The sequence below is a fragment of the Leptolyngbya sp. UWPOB_LEPTO1 genome, from assembly GCF_017302695.1.
Taxonomy (GTDB): domain Bacteria; phylum Cyanobacteriota; class Cyanobacteriia; order Leptolyngbyales; family Leptolyngbyaceae; genus Leptolyngbya; species Leptolyngbya boryana.
This window is the reverse complement of the sequence record NZ_JAFLCJ010000004.1, coordinates 240,029-258,560: the sequence shown is the minus strand read 5'-3', so window position 1 is coordinate 258,560 and position 18,532 is coordinate 240,029. Positions and strand designations below refer to the sequence as shown.

Annotated in this window: 12 protein-coding genes; 5 read left to right on the top strand and 7 right to left on the bottom strand. The window is 45.5% G+C overall.

Annotated elements, in window-relative coordinates:
- Positions 1-12 precede the first annotated feature (12 nt).
- On the bottom strand, positions 13-402 hold the full coding sequence (locus tag J0L70_RS08695; RefSeq protein WP_017290000.1) for a Fur family transcriptional regulator: 390 nt from the start codon (positions 400-402) through the stop codon (positions 13-15).
- A gap of 102 nt (positions 403-504) precedes the next feature.
- On the opposite strand from J0L70_RS08695, the gene purS reads away from it, so the two are divergent.
- The 4 genes from purS to J0L70_RS08675 all read left to right on the top strand — a co-directional run bounded on the left by purS (position 505) and on the right by J0L70_RS08675 (position 4,681).
- Positions 505-771 (top strand): phosphoribosylformylglycinamidine synthase subunit PurS, encoded by a 267-nt coding sequence (gene purS, locus J0L70_RS08690; protein WP_026148867.1) that lies wholly within the window; start codon positions 505-507, stop codon positions 769-771.
- 9 nt (positions 772-780) lie between these two features.
- Complete coding sequence (gene purQ / locus J0L70_RS08685) at positions 781-1,479, top strand: phosphoribosylformylglycinamidine synthase subunit PurQ (protein WP_017289998.1); 699 nt, start codon at positions 781-783, stop codon at positions 1,477-1,479.
- 479 nt (positions 1,480-1,958) lie between these two features.
- Positions 1,959-3,041 carry a photosystem II q(b) protein gene (gene psbA / locus J0L70_RS08680; protein WP_017289997.1) on the top strand — a complete coding sequence of 361 codons (1,083 nt, stop codon included), beginning with the start codon at positions 1,959-1,961 and terminating at the stop codon, positions 3,039-3,041.
- Between the two features lie 224 nt (positions 3,042-3,265).
- On the top strand, positions 3,266-4,681 hold the full coding sequence (locus J0L70_RS08675) for an MFS transporter (RefSeq protein ID WP_353736626.1): 1,416 nt from the start codon (positions 3,266-3,268) through the stop codon (positions 4,679-4,681).
- 142 nt (positions 4,682-4,823) lie between these two features.
- On the opposite strand, the gene J0L70_RS08670 is transcribed toward J0L70_RS08675, so the two are convergent.
- From J0L70_RS08670 to patD, 6 genes are all read right to left on the bottom strand, one after another.
- On the bottom strand, positions 4,824-5,546 hold the full coding sequence (locus tag J0L70_RS08670) for a biotin--[acetyl-CoA-carboxylase] ligase (protein ID WP_287454092.1): 723 nt from the start codon (positions 5,544-5,546) through the stop codon (positions 4,824-4,826).
- A 57-nt stretch (positions 5,547-5,603) separates the two neighbouring features.
- The gene (locus J0L70_RS08665) at positions 5,604-6,944 is read right to left on the bottom strand and encodes a hybrid sensor histidine kinase/response regulator (protein WP_190652156.1); all 1,341 of its coding nucleotides are present in this window, start codon (positions 6,942-6,944) and stop codon (positions 5,604-5,606) included.
- Positions 6,941-9,601: a hybrid sensor histidine kinase/response regulator gene (locus tag J0L70_RS08660; RefSeq protein ID WP_190652155.1), complete on the bottom strand. Its 2,661-nt coding sequence runs from the start codon at positions 9,599-9,601 to the stop codon at positions 6,941-6,943. The genes J0L70_RS08665 and J0L70_RS08660 overlap by 4 nt, the downstream gene beginning before the upstream one ends.
- A 72-nt stretch (positions 9,602-9,673) precedes the next feature.
- Positions 9,674-13,897 (bottom strand): non-ribosomal peptide synthetase family protein, encoded by a 4,224-nt coding sequence (locus J0L70_RS08655; RefSeq protein WP_287454089.1) that lies wholly within the window; start codon positions 13,895-13,897, stop codon positions 9,674-9,676.
- Between the two features lie 901 nt (positions 13,898-14,798).
- Entirely contained in the window at positions 14,799-15,395 is a 597-nt protein-coding gene (locus J0L70_RS08650; protein WP_287454088.1) for a TFIIB-type zinc ribbon-containing protein, read from the bottom strand.
- A gap of 9 nt (positions 15,396-15,404) precedes the next feature.
- Positions 15,405-15,755 (bottom strand): heterocyst frequency control protein PatD, encoded by a 351-nt coding sequence (patD, locus tag J0L70_RS08645; protein WP_287454087.1) that lies wholly within the window; start codon positions 15,753-15,755, stop codon positions 15,405-15,407.
- Between the two features lie 505 nt (positions 15,756-16,260).
- On the opposite strand from patD, the gene J0L70_RS08640 reads away from it, so the two are divergent.
- Positions 16,261-18,507, top strand: a complete 2,247-nt coding sequence (locus J0L70_RS08640; protein ID WP_017289989.1) for a RelA/SpoT family protein — start codon at positions 16,261-16,263, stop codon at positions 18,505-18,507.
- Positions 18,508-18,532 lie beyond the last annotated feature (25 nt).

Here is an 18,532-nt window from a genome sequence, read left to right as displayed (position 1 = left end):
TCATTCAAGTGTTCAACTCTCTTTCGCCTGACAGCGATCGCACATGCCAAAAAATTCCAACATGTGATAGTAAATCTTAAACCGATGTGATTGATTCAACTGCTTTTCTAAATCGTGAACCGGACACTCGTCGATCGCAATTGAGTTGCCACATTGTAAACAAGTCAAATGATGGCGATCCTCTTGAATCAAGCTATAGAGCGCTTCTCCATTCGCCAACGTTCTCACCTGTACCATTCCTTCGAGCTTCAATGCCTCTAATGCTCGGTACACCGTTGCCAAACCCAAACTCTGATCGCGATTTCGCAACTCAACATAAAGATCCTGAGCAGAAATCGGTCGGTTTAAATGCTTCAAAATATCGAGAATGCGATCTTGGCTGCGGGTTCGGTGGGATTTCATAGCAAAGAAAGAAGATCAGACCTTTAACATTGTACGTTTTGAGCCGTCGCAGTCTTAGAATAGATGAGCTTTGGAACCTTCTTCACGTTCAGGACAACGACTGTGACTCAAAAATTTCAGGCTCAGATCTATGTTACTCTCCGTCCGTCGGTCTTAGATCCGGCGGGAACAGCGGTACAGTCAGGACTCGCCCACATGGGATATACCAATGTGGAGCAGATCCGAATTGGTAAATATGTCGAATTATCGTTGACTGCCGAAAGTGAATCGGCAGCGCGATCGCAACTCGATACGATTTGTGACCAGCTATTGGCAAATCCGGTAATCGAAAATTACCGCATCGAATTGCAAGCTCTTGCAACCGTCTAGGAGAAAGCGATGAAGTTTGGAGTTTTGGTGTTCCCAGGATCGAATTGCGATCGCGATATTCTCTGGGTGACTCAAGGATTGTTGAATCAGCCGACTCGGATGATTTGGCATGAAGAAAGTGATCTGTCTGATATTGATGTAGTGGTCGTTCCGGGTGGATTTAGTTACGGAGACTATTTAAGATGTGGCGCGATCGCTCGGTTCTCTCCCGTGATGCGAGCGACGATCGACCATGCCAAGGCTGGAAAACTCGTCTTGGGGATTTGTAACGGATTTCAAGTGTTAACCGAAGCGGGATTACTGCCGGGTGCATTAGTGCGAAATCGGGATTTGCATTTTATTTGCGATCGCGTTCCGGTACGAGTCGAGCGAACAGATTTACCTTGGACACAGGGATATGAATCGGGGCAAGTGATTGAATTGCCGATCGCGCATGGAGAAGGAAGTTACTATGCAGATCCCGATACGCTGAAAGCACTCGAAGACAATGGGCAAGTTCTATTCCGTTACTCGGATGCAACGGGCAATATTACAACTGAGGGCAATCCAAATGGTTCGCTGAATAATATTGCAGGCATTTGCAATCAGCAGGGTAACGTTTTGGGCATGATGCCACACCCAGAGCGCGCTTCAGACCAAGCATTAGGACAAGTAGACGGACTTGCATTGTTTGAAGGAATTTTGAAAGCAGTGCCGACTCTTGTCTAACCCTTTTCAAACGAATTGTGACGTTCTACCGGAAGGCAAAATCTTGCCTTCTTTTTTATGGATAAGCCTTAAAACCCTTCACAAATCAGCTTTGCTTAAAAACCCTAAGCAAACTAACAGTATTACTCGAATTAAATTTAATAATTTGATCCAATTTCTGTAACTTGAGGTTCATGAAGATATTTAAACTAAATCTGTAAATTTATATTTCTGTCACTGCTGTAATAATACTAGACTAACGGATTAAAAGGCATCAATCTCATCGGATTTACTTTCCTTAATCAAATCCGAGGGCAACAATCCTGACTAAACAAACTTTTGTTTCAAGTCATGAACAAACATGAAATTTTTTGCCATAAAATTTCACACTTAAACACTAGAAAAATGAAGATAGATTTCCATAAGATGAGGTCAGGTAAATTGCGGATTTCAAAATTTACCAAAATTCATTTCTTGTACCTCCAGTAATTATTAAAACCATGACCACAACATTACAAAGACGCGAAAGCGGCAATGTGTGGGAGCGCTTCTGTAACTGGGTCACTTCGACCGACAACCGCATTTATGTAGGTTGGTTCGGCGTATTGATGATCCCTACCTTGCTCTCTGCAACCATCTGCTACATCATCGCCTTCGTCGCTGCTCCTCCTGTAGACATCGACGGCATCCGCGAACCTGTTGCAGGTTCCTTGCTCTACGGCAACAACATCATCTCTGGTGCAGTTGTTCCTTCCTCGAACGCAATTGGCTTGCACTTCTACCCAATCTGGGAAGCAGCATCCTTAGATGAGTGGTTGTACAACGGTGGTCCTTACCAACTCGTTGTATTCCACTTCTTGATCGGTGTCTTCTCTTACTTGGGACGTCAGTGGGAACTTTCCTACCGTCTCGGCATGCGTCCTTGGATCTGTGTTGCTTATAGCGCTCCGGTGTCTGCAGCAACCGCAGTCTTCTTGATCTACCCGATTGGACAAGGATCGTTCTCCGACGGTATGCCCCTCGGAATCTCTGGAACCTTCAACTTCATGATCGTGTTCCAAGCAGAGCACAACATCTTGATGCACCCGTTCCACATGTTGGGCGTAGCTGGTGTATTCGGTGGTAGCTTGTTCTCGGCAATGCACGGTTCGTTGGTAACTTCTTCCTTGGTACGTGAGACGACTGAAGTTGAGAGCCAAAACTACGGTTACAAGTTTGGACAAGAAGAAGAGACCTACAACATCGTTGCAGCACATGGCTACTTCGGACGGTTGATCTTCCAATACGCATCGTTCAACAACTCTCGCGCACTGCACTTCTTCTTGGGTGCATGGCCGGTCGTTTGTATCTGGTTCACCGCATTGGGCGTGTCCACGATGGCGTTCAACCTGAACGGATTCAACTTCAACCAATCGATCTTGGATTCTCAAGGTCGTGTGGTTTCGACTTGGGCAGACTTGATCAACCGTGCGAACCTGGGTATGGAAGTGATGCACGAGCGTAACGCTCACAACTTCCCGCTCGACTTGGCTGCAAGTGATGCAACTCCGGTTGCTGTTCAAGCACCTGCAATCAACGGCTAATCAAAAAAGTAGGGTTGAATCAACAACCCCACGGCATACCCCTTGATTACAAGCAATCCCTCAGCTATGGCTGGGGGATTGCTGCTTTAAAGATCAGTTTAACTTAACAAAAGTTGATTTACTACACAAACGATTTCTTTGAGTTTGAACTGGCACAGTCAGAAAATGACGCAGAAGAAAGACTGTGAGATGATGACTAACGTTCTCGCAATCCGCTGCATGTTGTGAATATTCAACCGTATCTTAAAGTGTTTCGGAGCCGAAAAATGGCGGCTCTGAGTTTGTTGGGCTTCTCATCTGGTCTGCCATTTCTGTTGACGGGGACGGGACGAGCGTTGCAGGCTTGGCTAAAGACGGCGGGGGTTTCGGATACGATGATTGGGCTGTTCGGGCTGGCGGCATTGCCTTATTCATTGAAGGTGTTTTGGGCACCGTTTCTCGATCGCTACATACCACCGCTGTTCGGCAGAAGACGGGGTTGGTTAATTTTGACGCAGATTGCACTGGTGGCAGCGATTTTGCTGTTGAGTCGGCAAGATCCGATGAGCCTGACACAACTGGGGGTCGCTTCGACTGAGGTTTGTGCAAGTTCAGCGGTCAAAGGTTTGTGTGAGTTTGGACAATCGTTTAAGACGCTGATTCCCAGTGCATTTTTTCAGATTGCTTTATTGGTCGCGTTTTTGAGTGCAACGCAGGATATTAGTGCCGATGCGTACCGCACGGATGTGCTCAATCCAGCCCAGATGGGAAGCGGGGCGGCTTTTTTTGTGACAGGGTATCGGATTGCGCTGGTGATTGCGGGTGGGATTGCGCTGATGATTGCAGATCCGAAGAATCCTGGGCATTGGGCATGGTCGCAGGTTTATCTGTTGATGGCAGGATTGATGGCGATCGGGATTATAGCTACAGTGTTCGCGCCGGAACCGAAAAACTACGCGCCACCCACAACAATGCAGGCAGCCATTATTCAGCCTTTTCAGGATTTTATTCGGCGGTTGGGTTGGGGACGGTTGTTGGCCGTTTTGGCATTTGTGGTGCTGTATCGGTATGGCGATGCTTTACTCAGTGTGATGGTTGTGCCGTTTTTGTTGGGAGCAAAGTATAGCCAGAGTGATATTGGAGCGATTCAGGGATTTTTGGGAATTTTGGCGACGATCGGGGGGACGATCGTGGGGGGTGGAATTTTTAGCAAGATTGGGGTGAATAAGTCGCTGTGGATTTTTGGGATTCTGCAAGCGTTGAGCAATGTGGCTTATTGGCTGCTGGCAATGTTGGGCAAGAGTGGAATCATGGTGTGGATTCCGATGTTGATTTTTGATCAGTCAATGTCGATCGGTTGGTATCAAACGGATTCGGGGCTGTTAGCGACGATTTTTATTGAAAATTTCTGTACAGGCTTAGGGACAGCGGGATTCCTTGGTTTTATGATGACGGTTTGTAATCCGCAGTTTTCGGCGACGCAATTTGCGCTGTTGTCGAGTTTGATGGCAGTGAGCCGCGATATTATGGCTTCTCCGGCGGGGGCTTTCTCGAAGTCGATGGGCTGGAGCAATTTCTTCTTGGCTACAATTTTGGCGGCGATTCCGGGGTTGTTGCTGCTCCCGTTTTTTGCGCCTTGGAATGAGAAGAATCCTGAGTGATGGCTTATCAATTCTTACAGTTGTGAGGGGATGTAAATGATGAATTCTGTTCCCTCTGGGAATTGAGAGTGATCAATGTCCTGTTAATCTTATGGCTGAAGCTTTTGACGTGCCTAGACATTGTGTCTTTCCAGCGAGCTTTTTATTTCCTTTGGTTTTCCCATTCGGACTTGTGAATTCTCAAAACTCGCCCCGATCGAAATGCTTCTATCCCGTTTGGTAATCGCATCAGGAGCCGTCCTTCTTCATCGATTCCTGCTGCTTCTCCAATTAAGATTTCATTGGAGGTTTGAAATTCAATGATTTGTCGATATAGAAAATCTTTAGCTCGAAGTTCTGGAAGTAATTCTGCTAAAGAGTGCTGACTGAATCGCAAGAGAGAGTCGCGCAAGTGAGTTAGTAATTCTTCTTCGTCTGGCACGGTTGCTGAAAGCTGGCTGAGACTAATGGCTTGAGTGACGAATTCTGGAACACTGATGCGATTTAATCCAACTCCGACGACGAGGCGCGCTTGATCTGCTTGCAGGCGTGATTCGCATAAAATTCCTGCTAGCTTTTGACCTGCTGCAAACACATCATTTGTCCATTTGAGTTGAAGCTTAATGGGCAGTAGGGATTCAATGGCTTGAATCACAGCAAGACCAGCAATGAGGCTGAATCCAGATAATTGCGTGACTGGTAAATCTAGTACAAAGCTGGCTGTGAGTATTCCAGGCTGTGAATGCCAGACGCGATCAAACTGTCCCCGTCCTGCGGTCTGCTCACGGGTAAATACTACATCCCCATGTTTTAACTGAGAAAGTTGTTCTAATGCCCAAGTATTCGTACTTTCGCAGCTTTCGAGCAGACATAGCCAATCATACACAAATTCATCAACCGATTAAAACACCTGTGATCATTGTAATCTCACTGTGTTCCCGCTCTATGCGGCAGAATCCCGCATTCCACAACTCAATAAGCGTTCGGAGTCCGATTCGGGCTGATGGATCGGAATTTCAATCCCAAATTCAGTTCCCTGCCCCAGAATCGATCGACAATACAAATTTCCGCCATGCTTGCCAACAACAATCTGATGGCTAATCGATAAACCTAATCCTGTCCCTTTGCCAACTTCTTTCGTTGTGAAAAATGGATTAAAAATCTTTTGTTGAATTGTTTCTGGAATACCTGCACCATTATCAATAATGCGAATTCTAACCGAATCTGCACCAGCAAGTTCAGTCTGAATCCGAATCTCAGGCTGGGCAATACGTTTACTTTCTAACTCATCGATCGCATTCGCTAGAAGATTCATTACGACTTGGTTGAGCTGTCCCGGAAAACAAACGACTTTGGGTATCTCACCGTATTCTCGCAACAATTTAATCTCGGGTTGTGTTGTCTGAACCTTCAAACGATGGCTCAAAATCATTAACGTATTTTCGATGCCTTCATGCAGATCGACGCATTTGCGTTCTGCCTCATCTAGTCGGGAAAAATTACGGAGCGATCGCACAATGTCGTGAATCCGATCTGCTCCAACTTGCATCGAATTGAGCAGCTTCGGGAGATCCACGGCAATGAAATCAAAATCGAGATCTTCGAGTGCAGACTGAATCACAGAATTCGGTTCAGGATACTGAGAGCGATAGAGATTTACAAGACTTAGCAAGTCTTCCACATACTGTTGAGCCGGAACAACATTGCCATAAATAAAGTTCACAGGATTGTTAATCTCATGCGCAACACCTGCAACCATTTGCCCTAAAGATGATAGTTTTTCTTGTTGAATGAGTTGTATCTGAGCCTGCTGTAGCTCAGCTGTACGCTGCTCAACTTTCTCTTCTAGTGTTTCATTAAATTGTTTCAGCACCTCATTTTGAACTTCGAGTTGTTGGCTCAGATGGCGCAATCGTAGATGCACTTTTACGCGCGCCAATACTTCCTCATGCTGAAAAGGTTTGGTAATATAATCGACTGCTCCAACGGCTAGCCCTTTTACTTTATGTTCAGTCTCAGATAAAGCGGTCATGAAAATCACAGGAATATCTTGGAAAATCGGATTCGCCTGCATTCGGCGGCAAGTTTCAAACCCATCAATTCCCGGCATCATGACATCTAATAAGACTAAAGCAGGTTGATGATACGCCATTTGCTCTAAGGCACTCTCGCCATCTAAAGCAACCGAAACTTGGAATCCCTCACTGGTGATCGCTTCGGATAGTACCTTGAGATTCGTCGGATTATCATCCACGATAAGAATACTTTGATCGGCAGACTTCATGATCTCTCCTTATCTACTAAGTGCTGTTCTAAAAATGTACGAATCTTTTTTAACTGGAAATCTTCTGCCCAAGTGCTGATCAAGTGACAGAACGGTTTCAGCATTGGATTAGCGCTCTCTAAGGTCTCAAGCTGTTGAGTTAGATCATTCAGCAAGCCCTTGCGAGCAAGGTCGTAGAGTCCGGATAATACAGATGGATCAGGCAGTTCCACTGCATCTGAAGTCGGTGATTCAGGCGGCTGAGCAAGTTCACTTTCTGATTTAGAGTCGTCGTAAATCCATTCAAGCTGAAGCAGTTGCTGAAGTAAATCAAACAGCACATAAGCTTCGATCGGCTTCGGCAGAAAAGCATCTGCGCCTGCATCTACGCTGATTTGGCGATCTTCTTCAAACACACTGGCCGAAGACATAATCGCTCTTAAATCCTGAAATTCTGACATTTTCCGAATCTGTATGAGCAGTTCGTCACCTTGCATCTCAGGCATCATCAGGTCTGTAATGAGGAGATCAGGATGAATTCGCAGTACTTCATTGAGTCCAGCTCTTCCGGTCTCTGCCTCAAAAATCTCAAATCCAATCGGTTCTAGTAGACTTCGCAGAACCAATCGATTTTCTTCCCGATCGTCAACGATGAGAATTTTGCGTCGGCTGCCAATCATACCGATAATCCGACTCGCGTTAAAGTCAGGAGTCTGTGGAACATTGTCGATCGCAGCGGCGAGTGGAATTTCAAACCAGAATCGGCTACCCTGACCCAATTGGCTTTCAACTTGGATAGTTCCGCCCATCAATTGCACGATCGTCTGACTGATGGTTAGACCTAGCCCAGTTCCTTCTGAGCGTTTCTCAACGCCTCCAACCTGCTCGAAAGGCAGGAAGATTTTTTGCAATTGCTCAGGAGTCATGCCTGATCCGGTATCTTCTACTTCAAACCTCAAATTATAAGGGCTACCTTCAGAGCAGGTAAGGACTGAAAATGTCACTTGCCCTTGTTCGGTAAACTTGATCGCGTTGCCTAATAAATTGATTAAGACTTGTCGAAGTCGCTTTTCGTCTGCATGAACATACTTGGGCAGTGTACTTTGAAACTGATATCGAAACTCAATGCCACGTTGTTCTGCCCGAATGCTGCACATCTCGACTACACTCTGCAAGAAAGAAGAGAGTGAAAAGTCAACTGAGTTCAACTCCATTTTGCGCGCTTCGATCTTTGACAGATCTAAAACATCATTGATGAGGGTGAGCAAATGAGTTGCACATTGGTGAATCACGCCAATTCCACGTTGCTCTTTAATATCGAGACGCGTTGATCGCTGTAAAATCTGGGTATATCCCAAAATCCCGTTGAGCGGCGTTCGCAGTTCGTGGCTCATATTTGCCAAAAATTCGCTCTTGGCGCGATTCGCACTATCTGCAAGTTCTTTGGCGTGCTTTAATTCAGACGTTCTTGCCTCAACTCGGAGTTCTAATTCTTCAAATGATTCGTTGATCTGAGCCGCCATTCGTTGAAACGCAGATTCTAGAACTTCTAGTTCGTCCGCATGCTGGATGCTCGAAGTTGAAGTCTCAGTTTCTGTCAGCTCTCTATTTAAGCGCGAAAGGCGCTGAGCATCGGCTTCTGCAAGTTGGTTACACCCTACTAGAATGGGTTCTAATCGGGAATTAAGACGGCGCACAAACAGAAAAACGACGATCGCTAAAACAGTTCCTGCACCGACTGCCCCACCGACTGTAATTGATAAAACAGGCAGTAAGATAATTGATCGAGGAACAGAAGCGAGCATCGTCCAGTTTGTGCCGCGTACCCGCTCATACGCCCAATACGAACCTTCAGCTTGTAAAATCCCAGCTTGTTGCCCCTGAATTTGTTGCCAGACTCGATCGAGTTCTGGCACATCTTTATGGGATGCCAGTTTTTTTGCTTTCGCTTGATCGGGTGGATAAGTCAGAAGATTACCTTTCTCACTTAAAATCGCGAAGTAGCCTCCTCCACTCTTGACTGAAGTATATAGCTGTTCACTCAGCACAGATACGTTAATGTCCAGCCCTGTGACCCCGATTGCCCGATTTTGGTCATCAAAGATGAAGCTCGAAAATGTCGTTAGCGTTTGACCATACCAAAGGTAGGGTTCTAGCCAAATGTCCTGCCCAGCCCGAATGACATCTTTGTAGTAAGCTTTGTTGGGATAGTCGTCATCTTGAAAGAGATCGGCAAACCGGATGTGTTGATTTGGAGCGGGAAGTAATTGACCAATTTGACCGGGTGCTTTCTGATCAACGTAGAAGTAAGGCCAGTACCATTGACGATCAGGCACAACCTGATTAGAAAGTTGCCCAAACCCGAAAGCCATTGTTAAGGGTGAACGTCGTTGGAAGAGTTCAAAGACAAGCTGCTTATAGGCATCTGCGTCTTTTACTCCAAGATTGTGAAGCGTGCGAACACTAGCTTCTAAATCTTCAGTCGATTGTTCAACTTTGGCTAACTGGGATTCAATCGATCGAACTTGTGTTTTGAGACGGCTTTGAATCTCGCTTTCAGCATTCTTCTCCAAAGTCCTATAAAAGAAGTAGGACATGCCGCCCAGTCCAATCAATGCACCGCTCAAAACATAGATAAATAAGTTCGATCCAATTGAGTGTCGCAATGCTTTTTTCATAGTCAAGGTGAGAATGCTTACCACAATATTCCCTAATTCAACTCATAAACATTCCGGAGTCGGGAACACCTACTAGGTAGGTGTTTTCGAAAATGATGGCGATTCAGTTGCGAGGTTTGGAATCCAGCGCACTGAGGAGTGGGACTGGTTTTGAGTTAGGAATTTAGTCCGATCGAAATAGTCAAAGTAAGTTTTCAACAACTGAGTGTTACTAGCAGGGCAGACAATGGAAGTCCCTCGCAAGCCTTGGAGAGTAGATTGACAATCGAAATGTTGGTTACTCAACAGCGACGTTTCTAAATAAGTTTGATGGACGTCTGAGCGTTCATTGAAAAGGGCAGCGAGTGGAGCTAGCGCATTCTCTTCTGAGAGATCTCTCAGAAGAGACAGCCAGCGATCGTAGGGGATTTCTTCAATCTCGTAGCCGAATTGCTGGAGGTCATGGACGAGTTGCCCAAGCTGTGAAGAATTGGGATTGGTCAGGTGAAAAACTTGTCCGCATTCGGTCGATTGTTGTGCGAGATGCACGATCGCCTTACTCACATAATCGACTGGAACCATTGAAATGGGTCGGTCAAGAATCGGGGCAGTTTTCAGTTGAATGATGCCTTTTAAGAACCGACATAGTAAATCAGTGACGGGTGATACGCCCGTTTCGCTATGTCCAGAGATCATTCCTGGACGATAGATATTTACTGGAATTCCGCGATCGCGGGCTGTCTGTAGCAGTCTTTCTGCGACCCATTTTGTTTGAGCGTAGCCGCGATAAAGTTCATGACCGTGAGTGAGGGGAGTCTGTTCAAAGATAGGCTGATCCTGGAAATAGGCTGGCGATTGGAACACATCCAACGTGGAAACAAAGTGAACAGATTTGAGTTTGACCCAGCTTGCCAGTCTCAAAATCTCTTCTGTCCCTCCAACATTGCTGGCTCGCAGTGCAGAGTATGGATAAGCAAGATTAATTAACGCACCGCTGTGATAGATAACTTCTGTTTGACTTGCTAGGGTCAGAAACTCAGATTCTGAGAGTCCAAGATAGGGCTGGGTCAAATCGCCGATGACTGGAATAATGCGATCACTGAGTTCCTGATTCCAAATTAAGTACCGTTCTAGATTCGCCTGAATTCGAGCGAATCCATCTCTGGCATTGGAAGCGCGAACTAAACAGTAGAGCTTAGCAGAAGTTTGCTGGAGGAGTTCATAGAGCAAGAATGCGCCTAGAAAGCCTGTTGCACCTGTGAGAAAGATTCCAGTTGGAGTCGTTGGGATGAATTCTGTTTCAGGCTTGATTTTGGGATCTAGCTGAGTTTCAGCCTCTAAGTCGAGTAGACTGTGGGGCTGGCTGATATCCAAGGACTGAATTTGGGCGATCGCATTGAGCAATCCTTTGATAGTTGGATCTTTGAATAAATAAAACAACGGAATTTCAACATCAAAAGTTGCTTTGACCTGTGCTAGAAGCTGAACTGCCAACAGCGAATGTCCACCAACGTCAAAGAAATTGTCCTCAATGCCAATCGCATCGGTTTCTAGAACCTCCGCCCAAATTGCTGCCATTTGCTGCTCTTGAGGAGTTTTGGGAGCAGATGAACTGCGTTCTGCATGCACAGTTTTGGGTTCTGGCAACGCACGACGGTCAATTTTTCCATTTGGCGTGAGTGGAAGTTTTTCTAGCCACACAAATACTGACGGAATCATGTAGCTGGGCAGTTTATCGCGAAGAAATTGGCGAAGTTGTAGCGTGAGTTGAGGTTTCTCAATGACCTGAAGTGGAGAATTCGTATAAGCTTCTGGAATCGGAAATACTGCACTTGGAAATTGACAGATTTCAGATTGATAAATCCAAGCCTCGTAGAATCCAGGCTGGTCTGAACACATCAGCTTAACTTTGTAGCCGAATGCTCGGCTGATTAAGTCTTCCGGATGAATCCCAGAATATGTTTGGGGGGCTGTAAGCAACTGCTCAATCGTGGCAGAATCCTGTGCATTTTTGAGCAGTTCTACTGCTTGTAAGTCTGCTTGTAGGCGAGCATCTGGAATTCCAGTAATCCTGAGCGGCATTTTTCCAAAATGCGATCGCAGCGTTGCTAAGCTGACTCGATCTCGCACCCAATCCAATTGATGAAATTGAGAGATACTAGGCTGTTCGGACTCAAGGTGTAAGGTGACATCATACCGAAATCGGTTCAGTTCAGAGTCAGATCGACCTCGTTTTAGCTCGATTTCAGCAGTCTTGAGGTGGGGAATACGCTGAACAAGATTCTGGAAAAATGCAGGATCAATGACTAATTCTTTTTCTTGAATGATGCGATCGTATACTCTCGATCGAAGTTGCGTCACCGAGTCAACAGGTTGCCTAAGCTGAACTGACGTGTGGAATGTTTCGAGTAAAGGCAAACTACGCACATCGCCAATAAAGATGCGTCCCCCAGGTTGCAGAAGTTTTACTGCTTTCTCAATCACTGTTGTCAAGTATTGTGCATTTGGAAAATACTGCACAACAGAATTGATAATAATGGTGTCAAAGCTTTCTAAATCGTCAATTTCATGAGCAGCACATTGAGCAACGGTCACATGTGCCCGTCTGCCCAATTGGTTGAGTTCTTGGCGTTGAATATACTTCACGGCTTCTGAAGTCACATCAATTCCGTGATAGCGATCGCAGTGCTGAGCTAAGCGGAATAAAAGTAGACCTGTTCCACACCCAATTTCTAGAATTCGTTTTGGACGGAGTGCCAAAATGCGATCGATCGTCAAATTAAGCCATTCCTGCATGACTTGTGCGTCTGTTCGTAATCCCGTGTAGCTATCTATCCAGCCTTGGAGATTAAACGTACTATCTTCGACTGGAGTCGTCTGTTGATAGGCATGATCCCATACGGTTTTCCAGTGCTCAACTTGCTGAAATTGCAGTGTTTTTTCTTCGCTTTCTTTTGAGACGATGTAAGCAATTAAGCGCTGATTTCCAGAACTATCTTCTTTTGCGATGACTGCTGTTTCTTGCACGATCGAGGATTGACTAATGGCAGCTTCGACCTCGCCGAGTTCAACTCGGTAGCCCCGGATTTTTGCTTGATGGTCAATGCGACCAATAAACTCGATTGTGCCATCTGCTCGATACCGCGCTAAGTCTCCAGTTCGATACAATCGATCTCCGGTTCTGGTGCTAAATGGATCAGCAATGAATTTTTCGTCATTGAGTTCTGGACGCTTATAGTAACCTCTTGCAACTCCCTCACCACCGATACACAATTCGCCCGCCACACCGACCGGGACTGGAATAATTGGATCAGTTTTTCGTCGCGATTTCGTCTCGATGAGATAGATTTGCGTGTTGGCAATGGGATGTCCAATGGGAACGGACTCAGTGCCAGGTTCTACTCGATGTAGTGCAGACCAGATCGTTGTCTCAGTTGGACCGTACAGGTTCCAAAGCGACGCACCTTTGTCTAAGAGTTGATTGGCAAGCGATCGAGTCATTGCTTCGCCGCCACAGAGCATCTTCAGGGTTGGACGACCTTGCCAACCGGATTGCAAGAGAAGTCGCCAAGTTGCTGGAGTTGCCTGCATGATGGTTGCCTCGAAAGTATCGAGGAGTTGAATCAGACGTTGCCCATCTGCTGTGATCTGAGCCGGGACAATATTGACGCAAGCTCCAACGATTAGCGGCAAAAAGAGTTCTAAAACTGCGATGTCGAAGGAGATCGTCGTAACCGCAAGCAAACGATCGTCAGATGAAATCCCCGGCTCTTGCTGCATCGAAAGCAGAAAATTTACAACTCCTCGATGAGTAATCTGTACCCCTTTCGGGTTGCCTGTAGAGCCAGAAGTATAGATCACATAAGCAAGGTGATCAGAATGACCTGTGATTTCTAGGTTGTGAGTTGGTTGCTGCGAGATAGTTGCCCAGTCTGCGTCAATATCGAGAGTTTGGCAGTTTGAGAAAGATGCCAGATGAGATTGGGTAATGACGATCGAGAGTTCTGAGTTCTCTACAATAAACGTCAGACGTTCAGCAGGATAGTTCGGATCAAGGGGGATGTAGGTTCCGCCAGCCTTGAGAATGCCGAGCATGACGATCAGCATTTTCAGCGATCGCTCAACACAAATACCCACGAATGTTTCTGGCGCTACCCCAACTGACCTTAAGTAATGTGCGAGTTGGTTGGCACGCTGATTCAGTTCTTGGTAAGTGATTGTTTCTTCATCAAAGATGGCAGCGATCTCATACGGAGATCGAATGACTTGAGATTCAACCAATTGGTGAATGAGACAATCTTGAAGAGCAGTGCGCATATGTTTTCTGTAAAGTTGAAGAAAGTAGGGAGACTATCGCATCTTTCCTACAACGAGAATTCCCGAACTCAAATTAATAAAGACTCAACTCTTTGAGATTTATAGAATCAAGTCATAGATCAAAAAAATATAAAAATCACTCAGTTTTCCGGAATTTACTTGAGGCTGGGAGATATTAAACTGGGTTGTGTCAAAATCTGCCTCTGCAGATTTTGGATAGGCTCTAAACTATATATTTCCCAGCCCATAGAATAATTAGTCAGGGATATCTAAAATTAGGAAATGTACTCAGAAGCAAAGCTGAGTAGGGCAGCTAAGAATACTGAACAGACAGAGGAAGATACGCTCAACTCAGAGATACGGTACACCGCATGGATAATTGAAGCACTTAGGTAAAATCAAGGCTGATACTTAAAGAATCTGTATAATTCAAGGTCTTCTTTTCAGCGAATATTCAGAGCCTGACTTAAAGATAGTGATCAACTTATGCATTTTTTCTACTTAACAATCTGCGCTAATTAAGTAAAATGCCACTATCTTAATTAAGATGCATTTCTTTTAGTGCTAGTAGCACTTCCTGCTTTGATTTTGTTTGAGGCTTTTCACTTGAGTTAATAGATGAAATTCTTTAATTTTAAATTTCTAAAACTTGTGAAATTTCAAATTGAATCGACTTTAATATGCTTTAGCTTGAAAAGAAGCATGCTTTATTCTAACTATGCAAGTGCTAATTGTAAGAACACTAATTAATGTCGATCTAAAGTAGTCGATCTCATAGTTTAGATTTCTCTCAAGTTTTAGATGAGGGGAGCAAGAACTATCATTTCTAGCATCTCTCTCCCCTCTCTACCCGCTCCACAACATAAATGCAATTGACGACTAGAGCCATCATCCCTTATGGTCAACTCTTTCTCTTCGCCCGCTCTAATTCCTGGGTAAAATTCTCAAATCGTCGCATCAAATATGCAACCCCAAAATCCCCGTGCGAATGCTTCTCCAACTCTTCTGCCAACGCAAACACTCGGTGTGCTAAATCCTCTCCCAAGCGATCGATAGTCGCCTGCTTCTCGATCGCCAAATGCTCTCGCTCTCTCGACAAAACCTGCCACTCGCTTGAAAATAGTTGCTCGATCGCAATATTCAAGCCCATCGTTTCCAGTGCAGCCCATTCTCCGCGATCGCACCAAATTCCTCCACAACTCAAACACCGCTCTACATAAAACGGATTTTTCATCCCCACTTTGACCCGCGCCAAATAACAGCCACACTCAGGGCAAAAAGCTGCCTTCGCATCATGAGGCGATGGAGTAAATGCGACATCTAATGTTTTTGGGATCAAGTTTGCAACCGTTTTCGGTCGTTCGCGTTCTGCTTGCCACACCTGATAATTTTCCAGTGGAATCCACGCTCCCTGACACTCTGGGCATTCCTTCACCTCTAACGACTCAGCCAATCGCCCATCGTTTAGCGTAATTTTCCGTTCTTTAGGACACTGCATCACGCGACCTCAAATTCCATCCGACTCCAAAAGTACAGTGCAGTAGTTCATTAGTAAAGTCACTCGATCGCGAATCTGTCCAACCCGACCTTGCACCGTCTCTGGCTGTCGTGCTGTTTTGAGAAACATCGCATCCATTCCTAACAGCCTCATCTGTTTATTGATTTCAACCAAAACTGAATGGATTCGGTAGACATCCGATTGGATGGATTGAATTTCTTCTGAAAAGATTTTTTGAAGTGACTGCCACGTTTGAGCAAAGATTTGTCGATCGAATTCGGAAGAGTTTAACAATTGATTGAGCGATCCTAATCCAGTGTGAAACGCACGAAATAAATGTACTTGGTTCTCTGTTAACATATCTAAACTTTTTCAATTCAGTATAAAAACGGGGATCACTTACCCCACAAGACTTACGCAAAATCTTGTTTTCGTAGAATGCGATAAACCTCAGTGTAAATTCGAGCTAAAACCGAAGACATCGTGTAGAGTACAGACTCATAACTGTGAGAATTCACTGGGTTAGATTCGATCAAAAATTTTCAATTCTAGCGAGGATCTTTGGGAAGAAACGTATCGCCATTGATAAAATGAACGGTACGTGCGATCGTCTTAACCAAGTTTAAGGCAGACTCTCAATCTTCCTCCGGCATCGATCTCTGAACAACTTCTTCAAGTCCAAGTGACTTGAACAGGCTGTTTTACAGTTTATCGATTGCTCATTTTAACTTTGTTGTCTAGCAGATGGGCAGGTTCCTCATGCTAGACTCTTTCTCTATTACTTCTAAACTTTGTATAGGGCGATACGTTTTATTCAATTTCATAAATTCACAATCTGAAACTGCACTCTAGTCACGCGAAACACATGAATGTAGCGGCATCTCTACCCACCATTGATTTTGCTTTACCGGATTGGTTACGGGAGTGTTTTCTCGACCCTTCAGACGACGATCCGAGTCTAGTTTGCCGCGCGTTCGAGTTTGCCTACAAACTACACGAAGGGCAAACCCGCGCTTCTGGAGAACCTTATATTGCTCATCCAGTTGCGGTAGCAGGGATTCTCCGGGATCTCGGTGGCAGTGGCGTCATGATTGCAGCGGGCTTTCTTCATGATGTCGTTGAAGACACAGACGTTACCGTCGAAGAAATTGAAGAACGCTTTGGCTCAGAAGTGCGATGTTTGGTCGAAGGCGTAACCAAGCTTTCAAAACTCAATATTTCTAGTAAAACAGAGCGACAAGCTGAAAATTTCCGCCGCATGTTCTTAGCCATGGCGCAAGACATTCGCGTGATTGTGGTGAAGCTTGCCGATCGCTTGCATAATATGCGGACGCTCGAACATCTTGCTCCGGAGAAGCAACGCCGCATTTCCCTCGAAACTCGCGAAATCTTTGCACCGCTCGCGAATCGATTGGGGATTGGGAACATCAAGTGGGAACTTGAAGATCTCGCCTTTAAGTATCTCGAAACCGAGGGCTATCGAGAAATCCAGCAATTAGTATCCGAGAAACGAGCCGATCGTGAATCTCGCCTGAGTGAAGTTGCAGCCGCATTTAAGAAACGACTGGAAGAAGTGGGTGTGCGCTGTGTCGAAGTGAGCGGACGACCGAAACACTTGTACGGCATTTATCAAAAGATGCAGCGTCAGCAAAAAGGCTATGACGAAATTTATGATGTCGCTGCAATTCGGATCATTGTCGAGAGCAATGATGAATGTTATCGTGCCCTCGCGATCGTACATGACACATTTCGTCCGATTCCTGGACGCTTCAAAGATTACATTGGTTTACCCAAACCGAACCGATATCAATCGTTGCATACGGTTGTGATTGGTGAAACGGGTCAGCCTTTAGAAGTTCAGATCCGCACCCTAGAAATGCATCATGTTGCAGAATATGGGATCGCGGCTCACTGGAAATATAAAGAGTCGGGTGGTTCTACGTCGCAACTGACGAAAACCGATGAGAAGTTTACCTGGCTACGTCAGCTACTCGATTGGCAAAAAGACCTCAAAGACGCGCAAGAATATCTCGATGGCATCAAAGACAATTTATTTGATGGCGATGTCTTTGTCTTTACGCCCAAAGGTGAGGTCGTTTCACTCAGTCCACGATCGACTCCGGTAGATTTTGCGTATCGGATTCACACCGAAGTGGGAAATCACTGTGCAGGTGCGAGAGTCAATGGTCGAATGGTTCAACTCGATACGCCGCTGCAGATGGGCGATATTGTTGAAATCATTACGCAAAAGAATGCCCGTCCTAGTTTGGATTGGTTGAATTTTGTCGTGACAGCAGGCGCAAGAAATCGAATTCGGCAGGCTTATAAGCGATCGCATCATGATGAGAATGTCTTGCGCGGTCGAGAAATGCTGGAGAAAGAACTCGGCAAAAATGGCTTTGAAGCTTTAATGAAATCGGCTCCGATGCTGACAGCGGCTGAGCGATGTAACTATCACAATGTTGAGGATTTCGTTGCCGCAGTCGGTTATGGCGAAATCACTCTCAACCTGGCACTCAACCGGATTCGCGATGCCGTCAAAGCTCAGCAGTCTCTTGCTAATCCCGCTCCTGCTCCCTCGGATAGCTTGAATAGTGGTGTGATTCCGCTCCCGTCTGCACCGCGATCGCTTCCGGCTCCCACGACAAAACATCCGATCGCAGGTGTTGAAGATCTACTGCACCATATGGCGGGATGTTGTAACCCAATTCCTGGAGAGCCGATTATTGGCGTGGTCACTCGTAGTAATCGCGGGATTTCCATTCACCGTCAAGGCTGTCCGAATGTGGATTCGATTCCGGGTGATCGCTTAGTGCCACTGAGTTGGAATCCGGTCGAACCTGCGAAGGGACGCGCTCAAACTTATCCAATTGATATTCAAATTGAAGTGATCGATCGCGTTGGAGTCCTCAAAGATATTCTGTCTCGCTTAACGGATAACAATATCAACGTCCGCAATGCCCAAGTCAAAACCTTCCCGGATCAAACGGCGGTAATTGATTTGGGTATTGATATTTGTGATCATGCTCAGCTTGAACGTACGTTTGCTCAGATTAAGAAAATGACAGACGTGCTGAATATGCGACGGGTGAGCCAGCTAGAAGAAGCTTAGTTGGGGATTCAACTGCGCTCAATTC

Bases quoted from the DNA above. Each gene is read 5' to 3' on its own strand.
- J0L70_RS08695 (WP_017290000.1), bottom strand. From the start codon at position 402: ATGAAATCCCACCGAACCCGCAGCCAAGATCGCATTCTCGATATTTTG.
- purQ (WP_017289998.1), top strand. From the start codon at position 781: ATGAAGTTTGGAGTTTTGGTGTTCCCAGGATCGAATTGCGATCGCGAT.
- psbA (WP_017289997.1), top strand. From the start codon at position 1,959: ATGACCACAACATTACAAAGACGCGAAAGCGGCAATGTGTGGGAGCGC.
- J0L70_RS08665 (WP_190652156.1), bottom strand. From the start codon at position 6,944: ATGAAGTCTGCCGATCAAAGTATTCTTATCGTGGATGATAATCCGACG.
- J0L70_RS08660 (WP_190652155.1), bottom strand. From the start codon at position 9,601: ATGAAAAAAGCATTGCGACACTCAATTGGATCGAACTTATTTATCTAT.
- J0L70_RS08655 (WP_287454089.1), bottom strand. From the start codon at position 13,897: ATGCGCACTGCTCTTCAAGATTGTCTCATTCACCAATTGGTTGAATCT.
- J0L70_RS08650 (WP_287454088.1), bottom strand. From the start codon at position 15,395: ATGCAGTGTCCTAAAGAACGGAAAATTACGCTAAACGATGGGCGATTG.
- patD (WP_287454087.1), bottom strand. From the start codon at position 15,755: ATGTTAACAGAGAACCAAGTACATTTATTTCGTGCGTTTCACACTGGA.
- J0L70_RS08640 (WP_017289989.1), top strand. From the start codon at position 16,261: ATGAATGTAGCGGCATCTCTACCCACCATTGATTTTGCTTTACCGGAT.